The organism is Leucobacter sp. BZR 635, assembly GCF_048061935.2.
In the GTDB taxonomy this organism is placed as follows: Bacteria; Actinomycetota; Actinomycetes; order Actinomycetales; family Microbacteriaceae; genus Leucobacter.
The window spans coordinates 19,162-44,532 of record NZ_JBLUNZ020000025.1; the positions used below are offsets into that span (position 1 = coordinate 19,162).

General features: G+C 66.5%; 23 protein-coding genes. 11 read left to right on the top strand and 12 right to left on the bottom strand.

The annotated features are described in order from the left end of the window. Positions 1-38: 38 nt before the first annotated feature. Both ACI1US_RS04545 and ACI1US_RS04550 read left to right on the top strand, forming a co-directional pair. Positions 39-1,106: an epimerase gene (locus tag ACI1US_RS04545; protein ID WP_416549964.1), complete on the top strand. Its 1,068-nt coding sequence runs from the start codon at positions 39-41 to the stop codon at positions 1,104-1,106. A 99-nt stretch (positions 1,107-1,205) separates the two neighbouring features. Then, entirely contained in the window at positions 1,206-1,739 is a 534-nt protein-coding gene (locus ACI1US_RS04550) for an HNH endonuclease (RefSeq protein WP_461638497.1), read from the top strand. A gap of 28 nt (positions 1,740-1,767) precedes the next feature. Here the strand turns inward: ACI1US_RS04550 and ACI1US_RS04555 are convergent, their stop codons facing one another. Beyond that, positions 1,768-3,231 (bottom strand): NAD(P)/FAD-dependent oxidoreductase, encoded by a 1,464-nt coding sequence (locus tag ACI1US_RS04555; protein WP_461638499.1) that lies wholly within the window; start codon positions 3,229-3,231, stop codon positions 1,768-1,770. Positions 3,232-3,479: 248 nt separating this feature from the next. Between ACI1US_RS04555 and ACI1US_RS04560 the strand changes: the two genes are divergently transcribed. The 3 genes from ACI1US_RS04560 to ACI1US_RS04570 all read left to right on the top strand — a co-directional run bounded on the left by ACI1US_RS04560 (position 3,480) and on the right by ACI1US_RS04570 (position 6,064). Continuing rightward, positions 3,480-4,940 (top strand): aldehyde dehydrogenase family protein, encoded by a 1,461-nt coding sequence (locus ACI1US_RS04560; RefSeq protein WP_461638500.1) that lies wholly within the window; start codon positions 3,480-3,482, stop codon positions 4,938-4,940. A gap of 107 nt (positions 4,941-5,047) precedes the next feature. Next, entirely contained in the window at positions 5,048-5,548 is a 501-nt protein-coding gene (locus tag ACI1US_RS04565; protein WP_461638502.1) for an Lrp/AsnC family transcriptional regulator, read from the top strand. A gap of 93 nt (positions 5,549-5,641) precedes the next feature. Further along, on the top strand, positions 5,642-6,064 hold the full coding sequence (locus ACI1US_RS04570) for a cupin domain-containing protein (RefSeq protein ID WP_461638504.1): 423 nt from the start codon (positions 5,642-5,644) through the stop codon (positions 6,062-6,064). Positions 6,065-6,073: 9 nt separating this feature from the next. On the opposite strand, the gene ACI1US_RS04575 is transcribed toward ACI1US_RS04570, so the two are convergent. Further along, on the bottom strand, positions 6,074-8,692 hold the full coding sequence (locus ACI1US_RS04575; RefSeq protein ID WP_461638541.1) for an MMPL family transporter: 2,619 nt from the start codon (positions 8,690-8,692) through the stop codon (positions 6,074-6,076). Positions 8,693-8,859: 167 nt separating this feature from the next. Between ACI1US_RS04575 and ACI1US_RS04580 the strand changes: the two genes are divergently transcribed. Next, positions 8,860-9,441 carry a TetR/AcrR family transcriptional regulator gene (locus tag ACI1US_RS04580; protein WP_461638506.1) on the top strand — a complete coding sequence of 194 codons (582 nt, stop codon included), beginning with the start codon at positions 8,860-8,862 and terminating at the stop codon, positions 9,439-9,441. Between the two features lie 290 nt (positions 9,442-9,731). Here ACI1US_RS04580 and ACI1US_RS04585 read toward each other — a convergent pair whose 3' ends face one another. Together ACI1US_RS04585 and ACI1US_RS04590 are read right to left on the bottom strand one after the other, a co-directional pair. Continuing rightward, positions 9,732-10,148 carry a DUF3151 domain-containing protein gene (locus ACI1US_RS04585; RefSeq protein ID WP_461638508.1) on the bottom strand — a complete coding sequence of 139 codons (417 nt, stop codon included), beginning with the start codon at positions 10,146-10,148 and terminating at the stop codon, positions 9,732-9,734. A 56-nt stretch (positions 10,149-10,204) separates the two neighbouring features. Beyond that, positions 10,205-10,693 (bottom strand): YajQ family cyclic di-GMP-binding protein, encoded by a 489-nt coding sequence (locus ACI1US_RS04590; RefSeq protein ID WP_461638510.1) that lies wholly within the window; start codon positions 10,691-10,693, stop codon positions 10,205-10,207. Positions 10,694-10,855: 162 nt separating this feature from the next. Between ACI1US_RS04590 and ACI1US_RS04595 the strand changes: the two genes are divergently transcribed. Then, positions 10,856-12,358, top strand: a complete 1,503-nt coding sequence (locus ACI1US_RS04595; RefSeq protein WP_461638512.1) for a dicarboxylate/amino acid:cation symporter — start codon at positions 10,856-10,858, stop codon at positions 12,356-12,358. Between the two features lie 101 nt (positions 12,359-12,459). Beyond that, the gene (locus ACI1US_RS04600; RefSeq protein WP_461638514.1) at positions 12,460-13,017 is read left to right on the top strand and encodes a septum formation family protein; all 558 of its coding nucleotides are present in this window, start codon (positions 12,460-12,462) and stop codon (positions 13,015-13,017) included. A 102-nt stretch (positions 13,018-13,119) separates the two neighbouring features. Here ACI1US_RS04600 and ACI1US_RS04605 read toward each other — a convergent pair whose 3' ends face one another. From ACI1US_RS04605 to ACI1US_RS04640, 8 genes are all read right to left on the bottom strand, one after another. Next, positions 13,120-14,646 carry a class I adenylate-forming enzyme family protein gene (locus ACI1US_RS04605; protein WP_461638516.1) on the bottom strand — a complete coding sequence of 509 codons (1,527 nt, stop codon included), beginning with the start codon at positions 14,644-14,646 and terminating at the stop codon, positions 13,120-13,122. Between the two features lie 47 nt (positions 14,647-14,693). Further along, the gene (locus tag ACI1US_RS04610; RefSeq protein WP_461638518.1) at positions 14,694-15,506 is read right to left on the bottom strand and encodes an enoyl-CoA hydratase-related protein; all 813 of its coding nucleotides are present in this window, start codon (positions 15,504-15,506) and stop codon (positions 14,694-14,696) included. Then, complete coding sequence (locus tag ACI1US_RS04615) at positions 15,478-16,632, bottom strand: acetyl-CoA C-acetyltransferase (RefSeq protein WP_461638520.1); 1,155 nt, start codon at positions 16,630-16,632, stop codon at positions 15,478-15,480. The genes ACI1US_RS04610 and ACI1US_RS04615 overlap by 29 nt, the downstream gene beginning before the upstream one ends. Positions 16,633-16,652: 20 nt before the next feature. Next, entirely contained in the window at positions 16,653-17,162 is a 510-nt protein-coding gene (locus ACI1US_RS04620) for a MaoC/PaaZ C-terminal domain-containing protein (protein WP_461638522.1), read from the bottom strand. Beyond that, positions 17,159-17,917 (bottom strand): 3-hydroxyacyl-CoA dehydrogenase, encoded by a 759-nt coding sequence (locus ACI1US_RS04625; protein WP_461638524.1) that lies wholly within the window; start codon positions 17,915-17,917, stop codon positions 17,159-17,161. Before ACI1US_RS04625 ends, ACI1US_RS04620 begins: the two co-directional genes overlap by 4 nt. Positions 17,918-18,008: 91 nt before the next feature. Beyond that, positions 18,009-19,169, bottom strand: coding sequence for an acyl-CoA dehydrogenase family protein (locus ACI1US_RS04630; protein ID WP_461638526.1), 1,161 nt, complete (start codon positions 19,167-19,169; stop codon positions 18,009-18,011). Positions 19,170-19,177: 8 nt separating this feature from the next. Then, on the bottom strand, positions 19,178-19,963 hold the full coding sequence (locus ACI1US_RS04635) for an enoyl-CoA hydratase/isomerase family protein (protein WP_461638528.1): 786 nt from the start codon (positions 19,961-19,963) through the stop codon (positions 19,178-19,180). A 34-nt stretch (positions 19,964-19,997) separates the two neighbouring features. Next, complete coding sequence (locus ACI1US_RS04640; protein ID WP_461638530.1) at positions 19,998-20,852, bottom strand: CoA transferase; 855 nt, start codon at positions 20,850-20,852, stop codon at positions 19,998-20,000. Between the two features lie 82 nt (positions 20,853-20,934). Here ACI1US_RS04640 and ACI1US_RS04645 point away from each other — a divergent pair, with 82 nt between their 5' ends. From ACI1US_RS04645 to ACI1US_RS04655, 3 genes are all read left to right on the top strand, one after another. Next, entirely contained in the window at positions 20,935-21,537 is a 603-nt protein-coding gene (locus ACI1US_RS04645; RefSeq protein WP_461638532.1) for a TetR/AcrR family transcriptional regulator, read from the top strand. 27 nt (positions 21,538-21,564) lie between these two features. Continuing rightward, positions 21,565-23,367: a glutaminase A gene (glsA, locus tag ACI1US_RS04650; RefSeq protein ID WP_461638533.1), complete on the top strand. Its 1,803-nt coding sequence runs from the start codon at positions 21,565-21,567 to the stop codon at positions 23,365-23,367. 387 nt (positions 23,368-23,754) lie between these two features. Beyond that, on the top strand, positions 23,755-25,371 hold a 1,617-nt coding region (locus ACI1US_RS04655), incomplete at its 3' end, for a choice-of-anchor A family protein (RefSeq protein ID WP_461638537.1).

The following is a 25,371-nucleotide window of genomic DNA, read 5'->3' on the forward strand; positions in this document are numbered from 1 at the left end:
CCTCCTGCCGCAGCCACTGCCCGTCACGAAGGGGATCAATGACCACCAACCGCATCGTCATCGGCGGGGCGTCCGGCTTCCTCGGATCGCGCCTCCGCGAGGAACTCACCGCCGACGGTTGGCAGGTGGCGACGATCGGCCGCAGCGGTGCCGACGCGAGTTGGGATGACCCGGCCGCGATCCTCCGCCTCGTTGACGGTGCCGACGCAGTCATCGGCCTCGCCGGCAAGAGCGTCGACTGCCGGTACAACGACGCCAACCGCACTGAGATCCTCCGCTCGCGCGTGGAGACGACTCGGGCGCTGGCGACCGCGATTGCCGCGAGCGAGCGCCCGCCTGCGGTCTGGCTGAACGCGAGCACCGCAACCATTTACCGGCACGCGATGGATCGCCCGCAGACCGAGAGCACCGGTGAACTCGGGAGCGGATTCTCCGTCGACATCGCTCGCAATTGGGAGCGCGAGTTCTTCGCCCCCGAGCTGCCGGACACCCGCCGGGTCGCGCTGAGGATCGCAATCGCGCTCGGCGACGGGCCCGCCACGAACATGCTGTTCCGGCTCGCGAGGCTCGGCGTTGGCGGGCCGCAGTTCGACGGGCCGTGGTTTCGGCATCGCCGCTATCGAGGGATCGGCTCCGACCCGACCGAGCCCGCCGGTCACGGTTGGCATCGCACGCGCGGCCGGCAACGCTTCAGTTGGGTGCACGTCGACGACGTCGTGGGGGCGGTGCGCTTTGCGCTCGCGACCGACTCGCTCGCGGGGCCGGTGAACGTCGCGTCGCCCGGCGCGAGCGACAACCGCACGGTGATGCGGGCGATGCGGCGCACCGTCGGGGCCTGGTTCGGGCTGCCCGCGTTCAGGTGGATGCTCGAGCCCGCGACGTGGGTGCTGCGCACCGAATCCGAGATGGTGCTGAAGAGCCGCTGGGTGGCTTCCGAGAAGCTGCTGGCCGCGGGCTACGAGTTTCGCTGGCCGGAGCTTGAGCCGGCGCTGCGCGACATCTACGCGGGGCGCCGCGCTGGGTCCGCCCGATCCGCCGCCGCGACCCCGGGCTCCGCGGCGACCCCAGGCTCCGCGGCGACCCCCAACCCCAACCCACCCGATTAATCCATTCCGACCCTTATACAGGCCATACAAGCCTCGGAATAGATTAAACGGGGGGGGTGGGGTGCGCAGGAGTTCCGCGCCGCAGAGTACGGTGGAGCCGTGCCTCCTCGCCGCAAATACCCCGCAAAGCGCTCTGCCGCGACGAACGCGCGCTACGCGAAGCGCCGCCAGAACCGCCTCGCTCGCGTCGACAACGACCTCACGGACGACCAGTGGCAAAGCCTGCTCGACGCCTGGGGCGGCTGCGCCTACTGCCAGGGCGACGGGGCGGCGCTGCAGCGCGACTGCGTCCAACCCGTCTCGCGCGGCGGCCGCTACACGCTCGGCAACGTCGTGCCCGCCTGCGCCTCCTGCAACGCGAGCAAGCACAACACCGAGGTCACCGGCTGGCTTCGCCGCAAGAAGCTCGACGAGCGCGCATTTCTACTGCGGCACGCGACGATTCTGCAGGAGTTGCTGCCGGACGAGGATCCCGCGCCCACGGGCGAGCCGGCCGCGGGCGCCCCGGCAGCAGGCGCCCCGGCAGCAGGGGCCCCGGCAGCAGGTGCCCCGGCAGCAGGTGCCCCGGCGGCAGCTGATCCCGCAGCAGCGGATCTCCCGCCGAACGCCGAGGTCAGCACCGAGCCGCGCTAGCCGCCCGCAGCTCTAAGCGCGCGCAGTACTACGAGTCGAAGCCCATCCCGACCGCGTCCATCGTCGACAGCCACAGCCCGCGCTTGCCCTCGTTGCGATCCGAGCGCGCCATCTCTGCGGTGGTGATGCGCACGCCCATCCACGCGACCGGCTCTGGGGGGAACGGGATCGGCTTCTTGCGCACGAGCTTCAGCCGGGTGCGCTCGTTGTCGATGCCGTCGAGCAGGTCGAGCGTGACGTTCGCGCCGAAGCGGGTCGCGCCCACGCCAAGGCCGGTGTAGCCGGAGGATCCGACGACACGGTCGCCGTGCGCCCGCGTAAAGAACGAGAAGAAGCGGCTGCAGGAGTCGATCGCCCCGCCCCAAGCGTGGCTGAAGCCGATATCGCCGAGCACCGGGAAAGTCTCATAGAAGTGCGCGACGAGCCGGCGGTAGGTCGGTTCGCTGTCGTAGTACTCGTCTTTCAGCTGCTTGCCGTAGTGGTACAGCGCGTCGTAACCGCCGAAGAGGATCCGCTCACGGCCCTCGTCGTCACGGGTCTTGCGAATGTAGTGGAAGCGGTTATTCATGTCGGCGAGGCCCTGGTTCTCCACCCAGCCGAGTGCCTCGGACTGCTCAGGGGTGAGCGGGTCGCTCATGATCGAGTAGTCCCACACCGGCACAATGAAGGGCCGCGCGCGCCGCAGCAGCGACGGGAAGACGTTGCTCGCGAGCGCGACGCGGTCAGCGCGCACAGTTGCCACGGTCTCGTCGACGTCGCTCGCCGTCGTGCCGCCGACGGTGAGGGTGATCGCGTCGGGCGCGGCCTGCAGGTCGCGCACGGGTGAGTGCTCGTAGATCTCCACTCCCAGTTCAAGGCAGACGCGACGGAGCTCCCAGGCGAGTCGCGCGGGCTGCACGAGCACGTTGCCCTCGTGCTCCCAGAGGCCCGCGTGGTACGCCGGGGAGTTCACCTCGGCCCTCACACGCTCGCGATCCATGTAGACCGCGTCGGGGTTCTTTGCGGCCTCCGCTTCAAGCCAGGCGACCTGGTGCTCTTCGGTCGCCACGCGCAGCACTCCCGTCTCCTGGTAGCCGCAGTCCATGCCGTAGCGGCGTACGGTATCGCCGAACTCGCGAATGTTCTCGAGCCCGAGCTCGTGCAGTCGCGCGGTCTCCTTGGGAAGGTGCCGCTCGCCGTTACTTGCGCCGTGCGTGAGGCTCGCTTCACAGAAGCCGCCGTTGCGGCCGGAGGCTGCCCAGCCGATCCGCTTGCCCTCGAGGAGCACGACGCGGCGGTGAGGATCGCGTTCCTTCGCCAGCAGCGCTGTCCACAGGCCCGTGTAGCCGCCCCCGACGATCGCGAGGTCGGTCTCGATGCTGCCGCGGGCCGGGGCGAGCGCGTCCGGGCGGCGGGGATCATCGAGCCAGTACGGTTCGCGCTTCGTGCCGGCGAGGGCGGAATCGATGCGTTCCGCCGATACGGCGGCCTCGGCGCGTTCGTATGTGGTCATGCTGCTCCTTCGGGGTTGGGTGCCGGTCCTGCGCCGATGTGGTGTTGCGCCGCTGCTGTGCGGGCCTGCGTGGCGATCTGCGGCCGGATGTCTCACCAGTAGCATCGTGCCCCGAGTTGCCGAAATAGTCAATATTTGAAGCACGCCTTGCTGTCAGAGCAAACTCTCAGGGATTAGTTTTGTGTTTCCATGAAGTCTGACCTACAGTGATGGGACACAACGAAGTTTCGATACACGGAGGTATCCCCATGAGTTCTCTGCCAACGCCGCCTCGGACCCAGCTGTTCATTGCCGGCGAATTCACTGACGGGCAGTCGACCGAGCGTGTGGACATCACGAGCCCCGGCTCCGGCGAGGTTATCGCCTCGATCCCGGTTCCCACCCAGGCAGACCTCGACCTCGCGGTTGCCAAGGCGCACGAGGCAAAGACCGCCTGGCGCAAGCTCGGCGTCTTCGCTCGCGCTGCCATCTGCCACCGCGTCGGCGATGCGCTCGAAGCACGCGTCGATGAGCTCGCCAAACTGCAGTCCCTCGAGCAGGGCAAGCCGCTTGAGGAGTCCCTCGCAGACGTGAAGGAAGCAGCGCAGCTGTTCCACCTGCACGCCGAAGACGCGATGCGCCTGTACGGCGAGACGCTGCCGTCGAACGACATCAACAAGCGCCAGATGACCACGCGCGCGCCGATTGGCGTGTTCGGCATCATCACCCCCTGGAACTTCCCCCTCCTCATGTTCGCCGAGTTCGTCGCACCGGGCCTTGCCACGGGCAACGCACACGTCGTCAAGCCACCGACGAACACGCCGCTCACAGTCCTCGCCGCGATGGATGCCATCGTCGAGGCGGGCGTTCCCGCAGGCCTCGTCAGCGTGCTTCCCGGCGGAGGCGACTTCGGCGCAGCCCTCGTGTCGCACCCGGGCATCGACGCCGTCGGCTTCATCGGCTCCTCGGCAACCGCCGCGAAGATTCAGGCCACCGCGGGCCTGAAGCCCCTGCTCATCGAGGCATCGGGCAACGGCCCGGTTGTCGTGCTCGCTGACGCCAACATCAAGCGCGCCGCCAAGGCCGCTGTCGACGGCGCGTTCTACTGCGCCGGCCAGGTGTGCTGCGCAACCGAGCGCGTCATCGTTCACCGGGACGTCCACGAAGAGTTCGTCGCGGCTGTGCTCGAGTACGCGAAGGAGACCGTCGTGCTCGGCGATCCCTTCGACCCGAAGACGAACCTCGGCCCGCTGAACAACGAGGGCGTCGCAGAGAAGATGGACCGTCACCTCGCAGACGCACGCGAACGCGGCTTGAACATCCTCATGGGCGGCGGCCGCCGCGAGGGCCAGGCGACTGACCTCTACTACGAGTTCACCGTCGTCGATGACGTTCCCGTCGATAGCCTGCTCTCCCGCGAGGAGTCGTTCGGCCCGGTCCTCCCCATCATCATTGCGGAGGACGACGACGACGCGCTGCGCATCGCCAACGACGACCCGCTGGGCCTGCAGGGCGCGGTCTTCACCGAGAACCTCACCAAGGCGTTCCGCTTCATGGAGGAGATGGAGGTCGGCCAGGTCATCGTGAACGACTCCAACGGCTGGTGGGACGTCAACATGCCGTTCGGCGGTGCCGGCGGCAAGGGCACCGGCTGGGGGCGCATCGGCGGCATGTACACGCTGCACGATATGACCTACCTCCGCAACGGCGTAATCCACATCGGCGAGTAGCCGAATGCGCTGGCCGGCCGGTTGCGAGTGTGCGAACACTCGCAACCGGCCGGCCAATCTTGGTAGGTTGTGAACACAACCGAACCGACGAACACCAAGGAGCCCGCATGCCGGTCGACCTCGACGAGACCGATCGCAAACTCATTGCGATCCTGCAGCAGGACGGCCGCCGTTCTTTCAAGGACATCTCTGAGGAGACTGGTATTCCGGCATCATCGGTGCGCTACCGCGTGCAGCGCCTCGAGGAGTCGGGGACGCTCCAGATCGTGGGCGTCGCCGACCCGCTGAGGATCGGCTTCGACCGCCTCGCTCTCATCGGCATCAAGTGTGCGCTCGGCAAGGCCCGCGAGGTCTGCGAGGAGCTCTCGAAGCTCTCGGAGACAAGCTACGTGGTCCTCACCACCGGACAGTTCGACGTGATGGTCGAGGTCGTGTGCCGCGACATCGCTCACTACACCGAGTTCTTGCACGAGCTCCTGCCGAAGATCGACGGCATCACCGGCACCGAAACATTCTTCGTACTCGAGGCCCACAAGCTCGCGTACGGCTGGGGCATCGGTGACGAAAGCCCCACCCCCACCGACGGCGCCGCGGGGGATCCCAGCTAGGCCCCGCCACAGAGCGCTCCTGCGGGGGATGCCAGAGCCGTCGGCTCTGGCATCCCCCGCAGCTATTTCAGCGACCACGCAAAGGAATTCAGTATGACCACCGAGAACACCGCCACCACCGAAGCCACCGTCAACGCCACCGCCCCACTCGCGCTATCGCCGGGAACTGTCATTCAGCTTCCGGAAGCTGCTCTGCAGCTGGCAGAACTGCCCACTGACGAGATCCGCGCGGGGGCACCGCAGGCAGGCTCCCGCAAGATTGCAGCAGGCCCGGGGCTGAACATTGGCATCTGGGAGATGACCACGGGCACCGCCGTCGATGTCGAGGTCGACGAGTGCTTCCTCGTGCTCGAGGGCCGCGCGACGGTGACCGTGCAGCCGAGTGATGCAGCGCAGGATCCGCGCGTGATGGAGCTCCGCGCGGGCACGATCGGGCGGCTGGCGGCGGGGATGCACACCGAGTGGGTCGTGCACGAGACCCTGCGCAAGGTCTACCTCTTCCCCGCCACCGCGTAACGCTCCGGGCTACGCGCCCGAACCGGCTTGCACAGGGTGCTTGCGCTCGATGCCCGCGCCCTCGACGTCGACGTTCGGGATGATCCGGTCGAGCCACTTCGGCAGCCACCAAGCGGACTTGCCGAGCAGGTGCATGATCGCGGGCATGAGCAGCATCCGCACGAGGAACGCGTCGAGCGCAACGCCGACCGCGAGCCCCACACCGAAGGACTTGATCATCACGGAGTCCGAGGTGATGAAGCCGCCGAATACCGCGATCATGATGAGCGCCGCCGCGATTACCACGCGCCTGCCGGCCCGGAAGCCCTGCGCGACCGCAAGCCGGGCGGGGGCGCCGTGCACGTAGGCCTCGCGCATCCCTGTCGAGAGGAACAGCTGGTAGTCCATTGCGAGCCCGAAGAGGATCCCGACGAGGATGATCGGCAGGAAGCTGAGCAGGGGCCCCGGGGTGTGGATCCCGAGCAGTTCGCCGAACCAGCCCCACTGGAAGACCGCCGTCGCGACTCCGTAGGTGGCGAACAGCGACAGCACGAAGCCGGCGGTCGCGATGAGCGGGACGAGCAGCGAGCGGAACACCATCGTCATGATGATGAACGACAGGCCGACCACGACGAGCAGGTAGACGGGCAGCGCGTCTGCAAGGCCCTCCGAGATATCGATGTTGATGGCCGCCTGGCCCGCGACGCCGAGCTCGATGCTGCCGTCGACCGGCGGTAGCTCGCGGAGTTCACGCACGAGCGTTTCGGTGGATTCGCTGTTCGGGCCCTCGGCCGGAATCACCTGGAACGCCGCCATGCGGTTGTCGTCTGACACCGCAATCGGGGCGACGGCGGTCACATCGTCGAAGGCCGCCAGTTGCCGGGCGACGCTCACCTGAGCGTCGAGCAGCCCTGCGTCATCGAGGCCCTCGGGGAGGTCCGCCGTCACGAGCACGGTGCCAGTTGCGCCCTCTCCGAACTGGGATTCGGTGAGGGTGTGCGCGAGGTGCGAGACGGAGCCCGCGGGCTCCGACTCGCCGCCTGGCAGGCCCATGCGCATCGAGAGCGAGGGGATCGCGATGACGAGCAGCGCGACCACGACGCCAACCGCAGTGACGACGGCACGCCACGTCGGCATCGGTCGGATCGGCTTCGCGGGCTTCGCACCGGCCGTCGCCCGTGTGGGATCCACCGCGGGGCCACCAGCGGATCCACCAGCGGATCCACCAGCAGACCCAACCGCCGCGAGCTGCGCGATGGCTGCGCGCCCCTTCTTGCCGAGCACTCGCTCACCGGCGAGGCCGAGCAGCGCGGGAATCGCGGTGATCGTGAGCAGCACCGCAATGAGGATGCTGAACGCACCTGCGGTGCCCATGAGTCCGAGGAAGGGGATCCCGGTGATGTTCAGCGCGAGCAGCGCGACGATCACGGTGGCTCCTGCGAAGACAACTGCGGTGCCGGCCGTGCCGTTGGCGAGCGCAATCGACTCGCGCACGGGCATGCCCTCGAGCAGCTGCTTGCGGTGCCGGTTGATGATGAACAGCGCATAGTCGATGCCGACGGCGAGTCCGAGCATCACGCCGAAGATGGGGGTGACGGAGGCCATCTGCACAACACCGGAGAACGCGAGCGTCGCGAGCGACCCGATCCCGACTCCCGCGATCGCGGTGATGAGCGGGAAGGTGGCGGCGAGCCAGGAGCCGAGCACGATAATGAGCACGATCGCGGCGATGAGCACACCGATCACCTCGCCGACGCCGAGGATCTTCGGAACGCCCTGCGCGATGTCGGTGGAGAAGCCGAGCTGCAGCCCCTCGATCGGCGAATCGGAGAAGTGCGCGATGACCCCGTCTTTCGCCTCCTCGGACAGGTCGAGCCGAGGCTCGGTGAACGCGACATTCACGAGCGCGGTGCTGCCGTCTTCTGAGACCATGCGGATGCCGTCGGCGAAGCCCATGAGCTCGGCTCCGAGTTCGAGCTGGGTGGAGCCGTCGTCGAGCTGTGCCTCCTGTGCGGTGAGCTCAGCCAGCCCATCGTCGAGGATCCGCTGCTGCGCGTCGAGCTCAGCCGCCTGCGCGTCGAGCATCGTGAGCTGCGCATCGAGTTCGGCGGTGGGGAAGCCTGCGGCCTCGGCCTGCGCCTTGCCCGATTCGAGCTGCTGGCGGCCGTCTGCGAGCTGTGCCACGCCTGCGTCGAGCTGCTGCTGCCCTCCGTCGAGCTGTGCGCGAGCGCTCTCGAGCTGCGCTCGGCCTGCGTCGATCTCGGTTCGGCCGTTCGCGAGCTTCGCGCGCTGATCGGCGCGCTCGGCTTCGGTGTCGAAGGGATCGACCACGGCGGCGACGTCGGTGAGCCCGTCGGCGGAGTCCACGAGGGCGCTGATCTCAGCACGCTGTGCTGCGGACAGCGGGCTGCCGTCGTCGGTCGCGTAGACGACGGTTCCGGCTGCTCCGCTGAAATCAGGGAGCTTCTTCTCGAGGTCCTTGATGACCTCGCCGGATGCGGTTCCCGGCACGTCGAAGCTCGAGGTGAGCGTCGTAAACCCGAGCGCGAAGCCGCCTGCGGAGAGTCCGAGAATCACGATCCAGGCGGTGAGTACCGGCCACGCCCGGCGGGAGGCGAAGCGCCCCAATCGATGTAACAGCTCGGCCATGTGCTTCCCGTTCCCGCGCAGACGCGCATTGTGCATGCTGAAAGCTCGTCCCGGAGGTCCGGGCTGCGAGCATCTGGCCAACGCTTCCCCGGATTGGCCACCCCAGGTAGACTAAGACGCAACGTCTCGTCTAGACAAATTACCGACGAGATACACAGGAGGTTCCCATGTCGCCCACGAGAAGCGGCCCGGTGCGCAGCGAGACAGCGAGGCTGAAGATCCTCGAGACGACGGCCCGCCAACTCGCAGACGTCGGCTTTGAGCGGCTCACGATCGAGGGCATCGCCGCCGAGGCAGGGGTCGGCAAGCAGACCATCTACCGCTGGTGGAAGTCGAAGAGCGCCATCGTCGCCGAGTGCCTGGTCGAGGGCATGCTGCTCGAGGAGGTTCAATCCATTCGCACGAGCGGCAACGTCAAAGCAGACCTCGCCGAGTGGCTCGACCGAGTCTTCGCGACGATCAGCAATTCAGAGAGCGAAGGGCTGCTGCGCTCGCTCATCGTTGCATCGGCCGACAACTCCGAGGTGGCTGTGCGGGTGCGCGGTACGATCAGCGGCGAAGACACCCTCACGTCGCGGCTCCGGGCGGGCATCGGCGAGGCCCCGAACCTCACCGCAGACGCCCCGTTTCAGGAGATTGCCGAGGCGCTTGTGGGCGCGATCATTCTGCGCACCCTGGCCCGCGCGCCGATGACACCACAGGAGACGCGACGCCTCCTCGATGCGACGCTCGGCACGCGGCCCGAGTAGCGGTCAACGGCTCATCGGTGCGTCGCCGTTGAAGGTTCCGCGGCCCAGAGCACGGTCCCGAGCGCCGTCCCAAGCGCCGCCCCAAGCGCCGTCCCAAGCGCTCAAAGGACATGTCCTCAGCGAGGCCAGGGCTGCTCGGCAGCTGAAAGACCCCGACCTCGCTGAGAGCATGTCCTTTCGGCGGTATTCAGGTGGGGGGGGGAGGGGGATCAGCACGCGCTCACGGTCATTGCAGACGTCATGAGCTCCTGCTGATCGCCGAGGCCCACCCCTCAGCTACGAAGAGCTGACTACTGGGCAGCCTCGATCTCAGCGATCGCGGTCGCGTCTGCGCCGTTCAAGAACTCAGTGAGGCGCTCGACTTCACCGGTCTCGCCAATCGCTTCGGCCCCGCGACGCAGCGCGTAGAGCGCGCGGAGCACTCCGCGGTTCGGCTCGTGCGACCAGGGCACCGGCCCGGCACCGCGCCAGCCCGATTTGCGGAGCGTGTCGAGGCCGCGATGGTAGCCGACGCGGGCAAAGGCGTACGCCTCAATCTCTCGCCCCTCAGCGGCTGCGGCATCAGAGAGCTCCACCCACGCGAGCGGCGACTCGGGGTGCGCGCGCACGACCGACTCGGGGTCTCCCCCTGCGGCGAGCGCCGCGGCGACCCCCGTCTCGGGAGCGAGGAGCGTGGGGTCTGGGCCTAGGAGATTCTCACCGATCATGCCGCCAGCTTAGCGAGGCCCGCTGAGCACTCAGCGGGCCTCTCGCACATACGCGACTAGCGGTAGTTCACGAACTGCAGCGCGACCTCGATGTCGGCTCCCTTGAGGAGTGCCATCGTGGCCTGCAGGTCGTCGCGGCTCTTTGAGGAGACGCGGAGCTCGTCGCCCTGGATCTGCGACTTCACGCTCTTCGGCCCTTCGTCGCGAATGAGCTTGTTGAGCTTCTTCGCGGTCGGCTGGTCGATGCCCTCCTTGAGCTTCGACTCGATGCGGTATTCCTTGCCGCTCGGGTAGGGGTCGCCGGTGTCGAGCACCTTGATCGACATGCCGCGCTTAATGATCTTGGACTGGAGCACGTCGAGCACCGCGAGCGCGCGCTCCTCGGTGTTCGCCTTGATGAGGATCGTCTCGCCTGAGTGCGACACGTCCGCCCCAACGCCCTTGAAGTCGTAGCGCTGCTCGACCTCCTTGCGGGCCTGGTTTACGGCGTTCTCGACCTCCATCGAGTCGATCTTGCTCACAACGTCAAATGAAGAATCAGCCATGTCTCCAGCGTAGACGAAAGGGGGCGCAATGCGTAGCGGGCGCAGTTCCCGCCGCTGTCACAAAAGGTAATGCGTGACATAAGCAAAGCGAAAGTGTTGCTAGGATCGTTGTTTGTCGCCAGCTCAGACCTGCGCTGCTGCTCACCCGCTGAAAGGATCCACATGTCGTCACCGGCATCTTCACCCGCCACCGCACCCTCCGCGGCATCCGCGCCCACACCCCCATCGGGGTCGGCACGGCGCCGCCTGCCGAAGTGGATGACGTCGTTCGGCTGGCAGATCCTCGCGGCCCTCGTGCTCGGTCTCGTGCTCGGCGCGGTCGCCCTGAACCTCGGCAACGACGCGGCCGATAACCCCAACGGACTGCACGCCACCCTGAAGGTCATCGGCTCGAGCTACGTGACGCTGCTGCGCGCCGCGGTCGTCCCGCTCATCTTCACGGCGATCGTCTCGAGCATCGTTGGCCTGCGCAAGGTCACCAACGCCGCGCGCCTCGCCGGCCAGACGCTGCTCTGGTTCGCGATCACCGCGCTCATCTCGGTCGCGATCGGCATCGCCCTCGGCGTCACGCTAAAGCCGGGCGAGACCGCCGCCGGCTCGAACCTCGAGACCTCAGACCCGTACACGGTCGGCACGTGGTGGAACTTCCTCACGGGCCTCGTGCCCCAGAACTTCCTCGGCCTCGGCGTCTCGGGCCGAGTGGACCTCGAGACGGGTGCACTCGCGGCAAACGCGAGCTTCAACGTGCTGCAGGTCATCGTCGTGTCGGCTGCCGTGGGCATCGCCGCGCTGAAGATCGGCAAGAAGGCCGAGCCGTTCATTCAGCTCACCGAGTCTGCGCTCACGATCATTCAGAAGGTGCTGTGGTGGATCATCCGGATCGCCCCCATCGGCACCCTGGGCCTCATCGGCAACGCGATTGTCGAATACGGCTGGGACAAGATGGGCACGCTCACGCTGTTCGTCGCCGTACTGTACCTCGGTCTCGCAATCGTGTTGTTCGTCGTGTACCCGGTGCTCGTGAAGGCGCACGGCCTCTCGATCCGGCAGTACTTCTCTGGCGTGTGGCCGGCGGTGCAGCTCGGCTTCGTGAGCCGATCCTCCATCGGCACGCTCCCCCTCACGCAGCGCGTGACCGAACGCAACCTCGGCGTGCCCCGCGGCTACGCGTCGTTCGCCGTGCCGCTCGGCGCGACGACCAAGATGGACGGCTGCGCCGCGATCTACCCAGCGGTCTCCGCAATCTTCATCGCGCAGTTCTTCGGGATCGAGCTCTCGCTCGTGCAGTACCTCCTCATCGCACTCGTCTCGGTGCTCGGCTCCGCCGCGACCGCAGGAACCACCGGCGCAACCGTCATGCTCACCCTGACGCTCTCGACGCTTGGCCTGCCGCTTGAGGGTGTTGGCCTGCTGCTCGCAGTCGACCCGATCGTCGACATGGGCCGCACCGCGGTCAACGTCGCAGGCCAGGCGCTCGTTCCCGCGATCGTCGCCAAGCGCGAGGGGATCCTCGATGAGGAGCTCTACAACGCACCCCGCAAGGGCCTCGCCTTTGACAACACCGACACCGACGGTGACGACGAGGTCGACGCCGCTCCCGTGAGCGCAAGCACCTCAGACACGAGCTCCCCGGAGCGCGCAGAGGCTGCCGCAGCCACGCGCTAACTCGGCCACCCGCAGGTCACCTGACGCTGCCCCACTCCTTCCCCTGACACCTCGGTGCCACCGGGAGGAAGTGGGGCAGCGTCCTACGTTTCGATAGAATTGTGCGCGCCGAAGCTGGACACCCGAGCGCACGCGAGGGGACGAAAGGACACATCATTTCAGCGAACCACATTCGCCCCCGCGCCACCGTTGGCGCAGCCCTCGCCGGCCTCCTGCTGCTTCCGGCACTCGCGGGGTGCAGCATCTTCCAGGTCACGCCGACGTTCTCCGAGGAGTCTGCGACGGGCAGCAAGGAGACCCAGGCGGACATCGCCGATATCGCCGTTGGGGACTGCCTGAACGCTACGGAAGACTCGGTGGTCTTCGACGTGCCAGTTGTGCCCTGCGCAGAGAGCCACGACGAAGAAATCTTCGGCGAGTTCGAGCTCGCCGGCACCGAGTACCCCGAGGCCGCCGTGATCGAGCAGGAAAGCGACGAACGGTGCACGGCGCTCTTCGCCGATTTTGTTGGTATCGATTACTACGACTCCGAGCTCGACTTCTACACACTGACCCCGACCGCGGAGGGGTGGAACGACTTCGGCGACCACACCGTCAACTGCGTGCTCATCGACCCTGCTGGTCCCGTGACGGGCAGCCTGCGCGGGGCTGCACGCTAGGCGATCACGGAAACCGCGCTGTGTCGCGCCTCCCGTGCCGGTTGCCGACGCTCGCACACTGCGGCGGCGCCAACCGGCACGGAAGGCGGCGCTAGCTGCACCTCACAGCGCGGCCGCGCGCACCTCGCTGCGGAGAACGTGCTTGAGGATCTTGCCGGACGGGTTGCGAGGGATGTCGCGGGTGATCAGTTCACGAGGCAGCTTGTAGTCAGCGAGATACTCGGCAGCGAAGGCGCGGAGCGCGTCAAGCTTCACATCACTGCCTGGAACCGGCGTGACGATCGCGACGATGGTCTCACCAAACGTGTCGTGTTCGCGTCCGACTACGGCGACGTCCTGCACATCGGGGTGGCCCGCTAGGGCGTTTTCGACTTCGATCGAGTAGACGTTGCGCCCGCCGGTAATGATCATGTCTTTCAAACGGTCGACAATCGTGATGAAGCCGTCTGCGTCGCGGACCGCAAGGTCGCCCGTGTGCAGCCAGCCGTCCCGAATCGCCTCGGCCGTAGCCTCAGGCTTGTTCCAGTAGCCCTTCATGATCGTCTCGCCGCGCAGCAGGATCTCTCCGGTCACACCTGTCTCGACGTCGTTCCCCGCGGCGTCTACAAGCCGCAACTCCGTGTTTGCGACCGGCCAGCGCCCGGTCGCGTCTGGCCTCGCGACGACGTCCTCGGGCGTTGAGTAGATCCCGGCAGGGCCGCCCTCTGTTGGCCCGCACAGCTGCAGGAAGTCCACCCTCGGGAGCGTCGAAACGAGCTTCTCAACAGCGCTTGGCGGCATCGGAGCCGCACCGAAAAATCCGAGTCGCCAGCTCGAGAGGTCACGGTCACCGATGTCGGGGACCATGAGCATCATCTGATACATCGTCGGCACCCCGAGGAACACCGTGATGCGATGCTCCTCCAGGGCGTTCAGCACCGCGGTCGGCTCGAACGCTGGCAGCACGACGTGCGTCGTCCCGAGCGAGAAGCCACTGAGCACGAAGAGCACGAGCTCTGCGCAGTGGTACATCGGAGCCACATGCAGGTTACGGTCGAAGGAATTTACGCCGATCGACGACATCGAGACGCCGACCCACAGCAGTCTGTGGTGGTCAAAGACAGCCCCCTTGGGGTTTCCAGTGGTTCCGGAGGTGTAGATGATCATGCAGTCGTCGTCTTCATACACTGCGATCTGCGGGTCACTGTCGGGCATCGTCGCGGCGAGTTCGACAAAGCTCGCAAAACCCGGCTCTGAGCCCAGCGACATCAGCTGAGCAGCCGGCGGCCGTTCAAGACTGGCAAGCCCCTTCACCGCAGCGGCGGTTTCACCCGCGAACAGCAGCAGCGAAGTGCCTGAATCTTCGAGCAGGTACGCCAGCTCCCGAGCAGTGGATCGCGGGTTGAACGGCGAGACGATCGCGCCGATTTTGAATGCGCCGTACATCGCGAGGATGAAGCGGTCAGAGTTCGGTGAGATGATCGCCACGCGATCACCCTTCTGCACCCCGAGCGAGAGCATCGCGTGCGCGTACTGGTTGATCTCGCCGTCGAGCTGCGCGTAGCTGCGCTCGGTGCCCTCAAAAATCAGTGCGATCCGGTCTGGGTGGCGGTGTGCATTTCGCGTGAGTTGTCCGCTCAGTGTTGCCATGATTTTCTCCTCTTCATTGGGGGTAAGTCAGGTTCATTGGGGGTAAGTCAGGAAAACGTTGGGGGCCGCTTGGCGAGCACGGCAGCCACCCCCTCAGCGAAGTCAGACGTGTGAATGAGCTCGATCTGGCCCGCGCGCTCGCCATCAAGCGCTCGGTCGAGGTTGCCGAGTGTCGCTGCGGCGAGCGCACGCCGTGTGAGTTCGAGGGCGCGGCGCGGCCCCCTGGCGAGCTGGCGCGCCACGGCCTCCACGTACTCCTGAAGCTCACCGTCTGGAAGCACCCGCGCGACGAGTCCGGCGGCCGCGGCCTCGGCGGCGGGGAGCCGCTGCGCAAGCAGCGCTAATTCTGCAGCCCGCGCCCGCCCGATCGAAGCGGCGAGCAGCGCAGTGGATCCACCATCGGGCATCAGCCCGACCTTCGTAAACGACAGCAGAAAATACGCATTCTCCGCCGCATACGTGAGATCCGCGGCGCAGGCGAGGGCAACACCGTAGCCGACAGCTGGCCCGTTCACCACCGCGATCACGGGCACGGGAGCCGAGACGATGCGCCGGATCACGGCGTTGGCCGCGTCCATCACCGCCCCGGGGTCTGCAGCGGTCACGGCAGTGAGGTCTGCGCCTGTGCAGAAGGCCCGCCCCTCTCCCGTGAGCACGATGGCTCTACACCCGCTCTTCTCCGCTCCCGCGAGCGCGGAGTCGAGCGCTGCGAGATCCGCGAGGCTGAGCGCGTTCAGCCGCTCGGGCCTGCTGAGGGTGATGCGCAGCACCCCGTCGCTCGTTGACACCCGGACGCCATCTGAGCCCGCCTGGCCCGGCGTTTCCGCCTGCTCAGCCAAGTCGCTCGATGATGGTGACATTCGCCTGCCCGCCACCTTCGCACATTGCTTGCAGGCCGTAGCGGCCACCGGTGCGCTCGAGCTCGTGCAGCATGGTCGTCATCAGCCGGGTACCCGTCGCACCGATCGGGTGCCCGAGTGCGATCGCGCCGCCGTTGGGGTTCAGCCGTGCGGGGTCGGCTCCGGTGTCTCGCAGCCACGCAAGGGGGACGGGCGCGAAGGCCTCATTCACCTCAAACGAGGAAATGTCGTCGATGCGCAGCCCGGTGCGTTCGAGCGCACGCGCCGTTGCGGGCATCGGCGCTGAGAGCATCACGATCGGGTCGGCGCCCAGCACGGTCATGTGGTGGATCCGCGCGCGGGGCGTGAGGCCAAACCTGCGCACCGCTTCCGCTGACGCGATGAGCATGCCGGAGGCGCCGTCGGAGATCTGGCTGGCAACGGCGGCGGTGATTCGCCCGCCGGGTGAGAGCGTCGACAGCCCTGCCATCTTCTCTAGCGAGGTGTCCGCGCGCGGTCCTTCGTCGCTCGCGAGATCGCCGTAGGGCAGGATCTCGGCGTTGAAGCGCCCTTCGGCGACCGCTCGCAGCGCGCGGGTGTGGCTCTCGAGCGAGTAGCGCTCCATTTCTTCCCGCTCGATCCCCCACTGTTCAGCGAGCAATTCAGCTCCGCGAAATTGCGAGACCTCCTCGTCGCCGTAGCGGGCCCGCCACCTGGTCGAGCCAGAGTACGGGTCGCTGACGCCGAGGGCCTTGCCTGCGGCCACAGATGACATGAGGGGGATCTGGCTCATGTTCTGCACTCCGCCGGCGATGATGAGGTCGGCGGTGCCGCTCATCACGGCCTGTGCCGCAAAGTGCACGGCCTGCTGCGATGACCCGCACTGTCTGTCGACCGTCACGCCGGGCACCGTTTCCGGCAGCCCTGCTGCGAGCGCCGCCGTGCGAGCGATGTCACCCGCTTGCTGTCCGATCGCGTCGATGCAGCCGAGGATCACGTCGTCGACCGCTGCGGGATCGAAGCCGTTGCGTTCGACGAGCGCCGCGATCACGTGTGCTGCGAGATCCACCGGGTGTGCTTCGGCGAGCGACCCGCCGCGACGGCCGACAGGGGTCCGTGCCGCGTCGATGATGTATGCCTCGTTCATGTTTGCCTCCTTGGTATGCCTCAATGTCGTGAATCGCTCTCTGGCTGCGGCGCGCGGGCGTGCAGGTAGACCTCAAGCTGCACCGTCAGCACCGGCTTCCCGTGCTGCTCGACGAGTGTGTTCGCCGTCGTCACAAGCGCTCGGTCGCGTTCGTCGAATGCGATGTCGGTTACTGTCACTGTGCCGGTGAGCCGGTCTCCCGGGCGCACGGGCCGAGAAAATCTGAGCTCCCTCATTCCCCTGCCCGCAATCATCGCCCAGCGGTAGCCGGCCGCCTCATAGGTCAGTCTGGTGAGGATCGCCAGCGTCTGAACGCCGCTGGCGATGAGCCCGCCATACAATCCCTTCTGCGCCGCCTCACTGTCGGTGTGGAACCACTGCGGATCCCACTGCGCTGCGAACTCCACGAGTTCGGCGCTCTCTACCTCGTAAGTACCGAGCTCCATCTGTTGACCAATGCGCAGGTCTGCCGCGTAGACGAGGTCTGCTTGCGCGGGACGTGTCCGAGCCGCTGCGCCTTCCGTTCTCATCGCGGAGCCATTCGGATCGCGCCGTCAAGGCGGATGGTCTCGCCGTTGAGCATCGGGTTCGTGACGATTGCTTCGACGAGCTGGGCGAACTCCGACGGGTCGCCCAGCCGGCTCGGGTGCGGGACCTGCTGCCCAAGCGAGTCCTGGGCGGCCTCCGGAAGGCTTCCCAGCAGCGGGGTCTTGAAGAGCCCGGGGGCGATCGTGTTCACGCGGATGAGCAGCGATGCGAGATCCCGTGCGATCGGCAGTGTCGCTCCGACCACGCCGCCCTTCGAGGCTGAGTATGCTGCCTGGCCGATCTGGCCGTCAAAGGCAGCGACCGAGGCGGTGTTGACGATCACCCCGCGCTCGGAATCGACAGGATCGTTGAGCGCCATGGCCTGTGCGGCGAGGCGAATGACGTTGAACGTTCCGATGAGGTTCACGCGAATCGTCCGTTCGAAGTCGGCGAGGGGGAACGGCCCGTCCCTGCCAACTGTCTTGTGCGCGCTGCCGATGCCCGCACAGTTCACGAGGATCCGGAGCGATGCGTTCTCGTTTGCGCGTTCGACCGCGGCCATCACTTCGTCCTCGTCGGTGACGTCTGCGGGCACGAACTCGACGGCGTCGCCGAGCGCTGAGAGCGCCTCGGTGTTTGCGGTCGGAAGGTCAACGGCGACCACCCGCGCGCCGGATCTTGCGAGGGCGGTGACCGTGGCGAGGCCGAGGCCAGAGGCGCCGCCTGTCACGAGTGCTGTGGTTCCGGTGATGAGCATGGGACTCCTGTCGTAAAGGGATGAGGGTTACTGGTGCGCGCCGCGTTGCCGGGTCGCGGCCGGCGGTGCGGTTCGGCCCGATTCGGTCGGGTCAGAGGTTGCGGCCGATGAGCTCTTTCATGATTTCGTTCGTGCCGCCGTAGATCTTCTGCACCCTGGAGGCCGCATACATTTGCGCGATCGGGTACTCCATCATGTAGCCGTAGCCGCCGAAGATCTGCAGGCACCGGTCGACAATCTCGCACTGCTTTTCGGTGCCCCACAGCTTCGCCATGGAGGCGGTCGCTGCGTCGAGCTTGCCGTCAATTTCGAGTTGGACGCAGTGGTCCATGAACGTCTTGCCCGCGAGCACGTCTGTCTTGCACTCCGCGAGCACGAACTGCGTGTTCTGGAAGTCCATGATCGGTTTACCGAAGGCCTCGCGTTCTTTTGCGTACTTGATCGCCTCCACGACAGCAGCCTCTGCAACCGCAATGCCAGCGACGCCGAGGATGAGCCGCTCGCGCTGAAGCTGATTCATGAGTTGGTAGAAGCCCTGGCCTTCGACGCCCCCGAGCAGGTTCTCGGCAGGCACCCGCATGTCGGTGAAGGAGAGCTCACGCGTGTCCTGGCCGTGCTGCCCAATCTTGTCGAGTACGCGTCCACGCTCGAAGCCCGCGAGGTTCTCCGTCTCGGCGACGAACAGCGACATGCCTTTCGCCCCCTTGCTCGGGTCGGTCTTCGCGACGATGATGAGCAGGTCGCAGTGAGAGGCGTTCGAGATGAAGGTCTTGGATCCGTTGATCACGTAGTGGTCCCCGTCGCGGACCGCCGTGGTGCGGATCGCTTGCAGGTCAGAACCGGTCCCGGGCTCCGTCATTGCGATCGCGAGCACGCTTTCGCCCGAGACGCACTGCGGCAGCCAGCGCTGCTTCTGCTCCTCAGTCGCGAGGCCAGAGATGTAGTGCGCGGCGATCGTCGAGTGCACTGAGAACCCGAATGCGGTGTCGTGCGCGAGGGCCAGCTCCTGCTGCACGACCGCTTCGTGTCCAAAGTTGCCGCCCCCTCCCCCGTACTCCTCAGGAATATCTAGGCACAGCAGCCCGGCAGAGCCCGCCCCGGTCCAGAAGTCTCGGTCGACGCCGTGCTGCTGCGCCCACCGCGCTTGATGCGGCGTTGCCTCCCGGCGGAAGAACTCGGCAGCGTGCTCGCGCAGCCGGGTCTGATCCTCGGTTTCCCACGGGGAGCGATAGTTCGGAAAAAGTGCGCTCATGGCTGCACCTACTTTCGGTTGAATACGGGGACTCGCTTGGCGAGAAAGGCGGCCTGCCCCTCGCGGCTGTCCTCGGAATGGATGGCAACGTGGAAGTTACGCTTCTCGTGTTCGATGCCCTGCGCGAGTGAGGTCTCGAACGACTGCAGGGCGGCGTCTTTGGCAAGCGCGACCGCAACGGGAGAGTTCGCGGCGATGCGCTCGGCCATTGCCTGCGCTGACCCAAGCGCTTCTCCGTCGGCGACAACTTCGGCGACGATGCCCGCGTCGCATGCGCGCTGGGCCGAGATGAAGTCGCCCGTGAGCAGCAGCGCCATCGCCTTAGACTTACCGATTGCGCTCACGAGCCGCTGGGTTCCCCCGCCGCCGGGAATCACTCCGATCTTCACCTCGGGGAGGCCGAACCGGGCCGATTCGCCCGCGATCACAATGTCGCAGGCGAGCGCCAGCTCGCAGCCACCGCCAAGCCCGAGCCCCTCGACCGCGGCGATGACGGGCTTCGGGAACCGTGCGAGGTCGGACCAGATCGTTCCGCCCGCTGCCCGTCGATCGCCAAGCAGCGGAAGCGCCCTGAACTCGTCGAAGGCAGTGATGTCGGCACCGGCGCAGAAGACACTGCCAGCGCCCGTCAGCACAACAGCCCGCACCGAGTCATCGTGTTGGAGGCGTTCGAGTTCGGTGGCGAGGGCGGTGAGCACCGCCTCGTTCAGCGAGTTCTTGGCCGCGGGACGGTTCAGGGTGAGGGTGACCACTGCGCCTTCGCGCGTCGTCAAGAGTGGGGTTTCGGTCATCATTGCTCCGTGTGTAGTGAGATGGTCGCGTTGCTGGTCAGTGCGTGACGGCAGGTGTGGCCGCGCCCCGCACCCCGACCAGGGGGATGTCACGCTGCTCCGCGAACTCTTCCCAGTCGCTCGTCGACTTCGTGAGGAACACGCGTTCGAGGTCTTCGTGGGTCTCCGCCCCGCCCAACCCGACGCGGGTCCGCTCCCAAAAGTGGGGTTCGATGGCGGCGAGGGCGATGAAGCCATCGGCGCTCGCATACACCCGGTATCCGGGGTGCGTTCCGCCAAGCGGTGCCCCCGAGCCTGTCAGCCCGTGGCGCACTGCCGCTCCTGCATCCGCAGCGGCGTGCGCGAGCACGACCCGCTCGTGATGACCGGCGCCGGTGCTCGCTGCGACACGAAGTGCCACAAGCGCTGCAGACACCGCTCGTTCCGCGCCGAGGAGATCGGCCACCGGCACAGTGGGCAGAGCCGGCGGTTGTAGCGTGCCGTGGGCGGCCTGATAGGTGAGGTCGTGGCCGGGCACCTCGGCGGCATCACCGTCATGGCCGACGATCTCAATGTGCGATAGCCGCCGAAACCGGGCAGGCAAATCGGCGAGGCCGAGTTTACGCAGCGCCGAAGGCCGCATCGAGGTGATGAGCAGGTCTGCCGCAGCGAGTTCCTGTTCGACCAAGGCCCGGTCGCTCGCGGCTTTGAGGTCGAGGGTCTTCACCTGCTGTCCGCTCGCGAGATCGGCGTACCAACCGGGTGCGGCTGCCCGAAGCGGGTCACCCGCTGGCGGCTCAACCTTGGTGACGGTTGCTCCCAGATCACTCAGGCGCTTAGCCGCGAGGGGGCCGGGAAGGTTGATCGCGAGGGACAGCACTCTGACGCCCCGCAGTGGTTGTAGCTCTGACATCTCAAATCCTCTTCGACTATACGGATGTATAGCAATTAATGCGTATGTACTGGACTTTGTCAAGGGTGTAGGGTTTTTGCTGATGGACATGAACCCTGCAACCGACCCGCGCGCCAACGGCGAGGACCTGACGGCGAAGGCGCGCATCCGCAACGCCGCACTCGACCTCTACGCCGAGTACGGCGAGGAGCGGGTCTCAATGCGCACCGTTGCTGCGCATACGGGTGTCGCGGTCGGGCTCGTGCAGCACCACTTCAAAACAAAGGAGGGGCTCCGCGCCGCAGTTGAACAACTCGTCGTGGACTACTACGTCGCGGCCATTGCCTCAGTGCCGCACGAGGGAACACCAGCACAGATCGCTGCAGCAAAAGACGACGCCGTGCAACGCATGCTCGCGGAGCACCCGCCCGTCGTGAACTACATTCGGCGCACCGTGCTCGACCCCAGAGCAGGCGGCACCCTGCTCGAGCGCCTCACCGACCTGAGCCGCGGCGAGGTATCGAAGGCCCGTGCCGCGGGCAAGACCTCATCGAAGAGGTCGGAGTCGTCGCAGGTCGTCAAGCTCATGGTGCGCCAGCTTGGGCAGCTACTTATTCAGCCCATGGTCGACGACATCTGGGATCACCTCGGCGCAGACGACCCCGACGCCGGCGACAAGCCGACACTGTCGGTAACGATCGCCTAGCTGGCGATGCCCCGCTAGGCTCCAGGTATGGAGTCGCCGGTACTGAGCTACCTGCGCGAGGTGCACGCCGAGCTCGCGCAGCTGCGCGACGGCGCGCCATATAGCGTGGGGCCGGCGAGCGCAGTCGCTGATCCCAACGATTTCGGGATCGCCCTCGCCACGGTCGACGGGCACCTCTACGAGGTCGGCACCACCCGCACCGAGTTCTCGCTGCAGTCGATCTCGAAGCCACTGGGCTACGGCCTTGCGATTGCAGACCTCGGCATGGATGCCGTCGATGCGCACGTCGACGTCGAACCATCAGGCGATCCGTTCAACGAACTCTCGACGAACCCCGATACGGGGCGACCAGCTAACGCGATGATCAACGCTGGGGCGATCGCGGTCGCATCGCTCATTAAAGGCTCGGGCGGAAGATCCCCGATCCAGCGCATTGAGCACACGTACTCAGAATTTGCGGCCCGCAGACTCCGCAGCAACGGGCACGAGTACCGCGCCGAGCGCGCACGGAGCGACCGCAACCACGGCCTCGCCTACCTGCTGAGCTCAGCGGGCATCATCGAGGGCGACCCCACGAAGGCGCTCGAAACCTATCTGCGGCAGTGCGCGGTGCGCGTCGACACCCGCGACCTCGCGATGATCGCGGCGACCCTCGCCGCCGGCGGCACCAACCCGGCAACCGGCACCGAGGTGCTGCCCTACGAGGCGGTCGAGCGCATGCTCTCCGTGATGATGACCTCGGGCATGTACGACGACGCTGGCGACTGGGCGACGAGCGTCGGCATGCCTGCGAAATCAGGCGTCGGTGGCGGGATCATTGCCGTGCTCCCCGGGCAGGTGGGGCTCGCCGTGTACTCGCCGCCCCTGGATAAGCACGGCAACAGTGTGCGCGGCGCAGCCGCCTGTCGCCGCATCTCCTCTGATCTCCAAATGCACTTCGTGCGCTCTGCGCGCGTGGGCCGTTCAGCGATCAAGTCAAGCCACACAATCGACCAGGAGCCGTCGAACATTCGCCGCACCGAAGAGGCCGCGAAGGTGCTCGAGGAGCACGGTCACCGCGCGCTCGTGATGGAACTCACGGGCGATCTCTTCTTCGCCGGAACCGAGACCGTGGTGCGCGAGCTCAGCGCGCTCGAAGCTAGCATTGACCTCCTCGTGCTCGACGTGCGCGACGTCGACGAGGTCGGCGACGCAGGGGTGCGAATGCTGGAGGCGGTGTTCGCGCAGCTCACCGGCTCGCACCGCCAGATTCTGCTTGTGGACCCGGAAGACGCGCTTGCGGGCCTGTCGACGGACCTCACGGTGTTCGATTCGCACGACCGCGCGATCGGGTTCTGCGAGCGGCTCATTATCGAGCGGTACGGAACGGCGGCTTCGATTCCAAGTTCTGTTCCGGTCACCCAGTCGCCGGTGCTGGCGCCGCTGTCGCCCGCCGACGTCATGAGACTCGCGGCGCGCATGACCGCGCGGCACTGCCTCGACGGCGAGGTGATTCGCCGCGTTGGGCAGCGCTACGGCGGCGTATTCTTCATCGTTTCGGGATCGATCAGCATCATCGCCGCCCACACCGACGGCACCAGGTTCAGACTGCGCACCCTCGGGGCAGGCATGAGCTTCGGCGAGCTCGTGCTCAGCGCCGACGAGCGGCAGGAGACGACCGCGAAAGCGGAGGGGCCGGTCGAGCTGATGATGCTCGACTCAGATGCGATTGACGAGCTGGAGCGGGACGATCCCGCGCTCGCGGCGCAACTCTGGCGTGCGCTCTCACGCGATGCCGCCCTCCGAGTGGATCGACTCACCCGGGCAAACGCGGCACGCATTCGGGACTAACCGCCTCCCACGGCACGGTCACGCCGGCGAAGGTGGCCGGTGCGCACGGGTGCTGGCGCGGCTCCTGGCACGGATCACCCGTGGGCGCGGCAGCGCGCACCGTCGACCCGCTGAGGCGCCGCCTAATACCCGAGGGAGGCGCCTTCTTCAACCCTGGCGACAGACAATTTTCGTTCGCCGAACGGCGTTTGACTGTGGGCAGTGAACAACCATTGTGTTTTGTTAGTAAAGCTTACGAATTATTGATAGGTTGTCTGCTGGCTTGCTTTGGAAGGGAACCAAAGCTCGCATCCAGGCGCGATGTCGCCCTGGAATTCGCAAGCTGCGGTTCTTCGCAGCCCAATTTGGGGGGTTTCTGTAGTGTCTTTGATCCAAACGCTGTCGAAGGTGGCAAGCACTGCCATCATCGCTGGGGCAGCGCTGGTCGCCATCCCGAGCGTCGCGCTCGCGGCGCCGGTTTCCGCGAGCAACGCGGACTCGTGTATTCCTGAGGGCGGCGGCATCGGCACCGGCACGCCCAACCCGGTCGATGGCCAGGCAAACGTCTACGTCGGCGGCAACTTCAACCTCCGGGCCGGCGCAGAGCTCGAGGGCCTGCTCGTCGTCGAGGGGAACGCCACCTTCGGCGGTGCCGGACTCTACAACGCGGGCGTCGTCGGGGTTGGATCGCTCCTCACCCCTCCGGCAATGAGCGACATGATCATTGTGGGCGGTGACCTCACGGTTGCCGCAGAGCGCCGTCTCGACGTCGGAAGCTTGATCGGCGGAGGCGTTCGGGTCGGCGGTGCCGTCACTGCAGCGGACAACGCTATCGACACCAACGGCGCGGAGCTTGTATCAGGCCTGGGCAAGCCCGCCGCACTCGGCGAGCGCGCGGCCCTCGGGGGGATCCTCACCCAGCAGTCGGCTGCATACGCAAAGATGCCAGCCACTGGGACGTCCACGGTGGAGTACGGAACGCTCACCCTCACTGGCGACGGCACGACGAAGCGCCAGGTCTTCACGCTCGACGCAGGCAAGCTCGCCGGCTTCGGCTCCATTAAGTACGACAACATCGACCCCAAGGCGATCGTCGTCGTCAACGTCATTGGCGACAGCGCTAAGTTCAACGTGTCGTCGATGCTCAATGCCAACGGCTCGCCCATGGACACCGGAAACGGCGACAAGGGAGCCTTCGGAGCGCTCACCCAGCGGCTCATGTGGAACTTCCCGACCGCAAGTGAGGTCGTGATTGGCGGAACCGCTCAGTTCCCTGGCTCCATGCTCGTTGCAAACCCTGCATCTCAGACCACGGTTCAGGTGCCCGGCACCAATGGACGTATGTGGGTCGCGGGCAATCTCATCCATGATCTTGGCACCGGAAGCGAGATTCACGCGTTCCCGTTCCTCGATGGTGAGGTATTCGGCTGCGATCCAACCCCGCCGCCTACGGTAGCCCTTGCTGCTCCGCTCGTCGAGCAGGCCGTGTGCACCGCTGACGGCGCAGTATCTGTGCCGAAGGTCACGCTGCCCAAGAGCTCGGATCTGAAGTACGCGATCGTTGGGGAGGTCGCCGCAGGCAAGACGGTAACCGTTACGGCAACCTCGCTGACCGGCAAGCTGATTTCACCGCTTGCAGGCTGGGCCCTCGCGCACGACGCGCTCTCAGCGACCTTCGAGATCACTCTCGCTGACGTCGCGTGTGACCAGCCCGTCACCCCGGTCGCGCCCACTGTCACCCAGGCAGAGTGCACGGCCGACGGCAGCGCAACCGCACCGTCACTCGCACTCGCAGACACCGCAGGCATCAGCTACGCCACCACCGGCGACGTCGAGGCCGGCGGCACCGTGACCGTTACCGCGACCGCAGGTGAGGGATCCTTCCTCACCGCCGCAGACGGCTGGACCCTCGCAGACGACAAGCAGACCGCCACCCTCGAAATCGAGTTCGCTGACGTCGCGTGTGACCAGCCCGTCACCCCGGTCGCGCCCACTGTCACCCAGGCAGAGTGCACGGCCGACGGC

Bases quoted from the DNA above. Each gene is read 5' to 3' on its own strand.
- ACI1US_RS04545 (WP_416549964.1), top strand. From the start codon at position 39: ATGACCACCAACCGCATCGTCATCGGCGGGGCGTCCGGCTTCCTCGGA.
- ACI1US_RS04555 (WP_461638499.1), bottom strand. From the start codon at position 3,231: ATGACCACATACGAACGCGCCGAGGCCGCCGTATCGGCGGAACGCATC.
- ACI1US_RS04560 (WP_461638500.1), top strand. From the start codon at position 3,480: ATGAGTTCTCTGCCAACGCCGCCTCGGACCCAGCTGTTCATTGCCGGC.
- ACI1US_RS04565 (WP_461638502.1), top strand. From the start codon at position 5,048: ATGCCGGTCGACCTCGACGAGACCGATCGCAAACTCATTGCGATCCTG.
- ACI1US_RS04570 (WP_461638504.1), top strand. From the start codon at position 5,642: ATGACCACCGAGAACACCGCCACCACCGAAGCCACCGTCAACGCCACC.
- ACI1US_RS04575 (WP_461638541.1), bottom strand. From the start codon at position 8,692: ATGGCCGAGCTGTTACATCGATTGGGGCGCTTCGCCTCCCGCCGGGCG.
- ACI1US_RS04580 (WP_461638506.1), top strand. From the start codon at position 8,860: ATGTCGCCCACGAGAAGCGGCCCGGTGCGCAGCGAGACAGCGAGGCTG.
- ACI1US_RS04585 (WP_461638508.1), bottom strand. From the start codon at position 10,148: ATGATCGGTGAGAATCTCCTAGGCCCAGACCCCACGCTCCTCGCTCCC.
- ACI1US_RS04590 (WP_461638510.1), bottom strand. From the start codon at position 10,693: ATGGCTGATTCTTCATTTGACGTTGTGAGCAAGATCGACTCGATGGAG.
- ACI1US_RS04595 (WP_461638512.1), top strand. From the start codon at position 10,856: ATGTCGTCACCGGCATCTTCACCCGCCACCGCACCCTCCGCGGCATCC.
- ACI1US_RS04605 (WP_461638516.1), bottom strand. From the start codon at position 14,646: ATGGCAACACTGAGCGGACAACTCACGCGAAATGCACACCGCCACCCA.
- ACI1US_RS04610 (WP_461638518.1), bottom strand. From the start codon at position 15,506: ATGTCACCATCATCGAGCGACTTGGCTGAGCAGGCGGAAACGCCGGGC.
- ACI1US_RS04615 (WP_461638520.1), bottom strand. From the start codon at position 16,632: ATGAACGAGGCATACATCATCGACGCGGCACGGACCCCTGTCGGCCGT.
- ACI1US_RS04620 (WP_461638522.1), bottom strand. From the start codon at position 17,162: ATGAGAACGGAAGGCGCAGCGGCTCGGACACGTCCCGCGCAAGCAGAC.
- ACI1US_RS04625 (WP_461638524.1), bottom strand. From the start codon at position 17,917: ATGCTCATCACCGGAACCACAGCACTCGTGACAGGCGGCGCCTCTGGC.
- ACI1US_RS04630 (WP_461638526.1), bottom strand. From the start codon at position 19,169: ATGAGCGCACTTTTTCCGAACTATCGCTCCCCGTGGGAAACCGAGGAT.
- ACI1US_RS04635 (WP_461638528.1), bottom strand. From the start codon at position 19,963: ATGATGACCGAAACCCCACTCTTGACGACGCGCGAAGGCGCAGTGGTC.
- ACI1US_RS04640 (WP_461638530.1), bottom strand. From the start codon at position 20,852: ATGTCAGAGCTACAACCACTGCGGGGCGTCAGAGTGCTGTCCCTCGCG.
- ACI1US_RS04645 (WP_461638532.1), top strand. From the start codon at position 20,935: ATGGACATGAACCCTGCAACCGACCCGCGCGCCAACGGCGAGGACCTG.
- glsA (WP_461638533.1), top strand. From the start codon at position 21,565: ATGGAGTCGCCGGTACTGAGCTACCTGCGCGAGGTGCACGCCGAGCTC.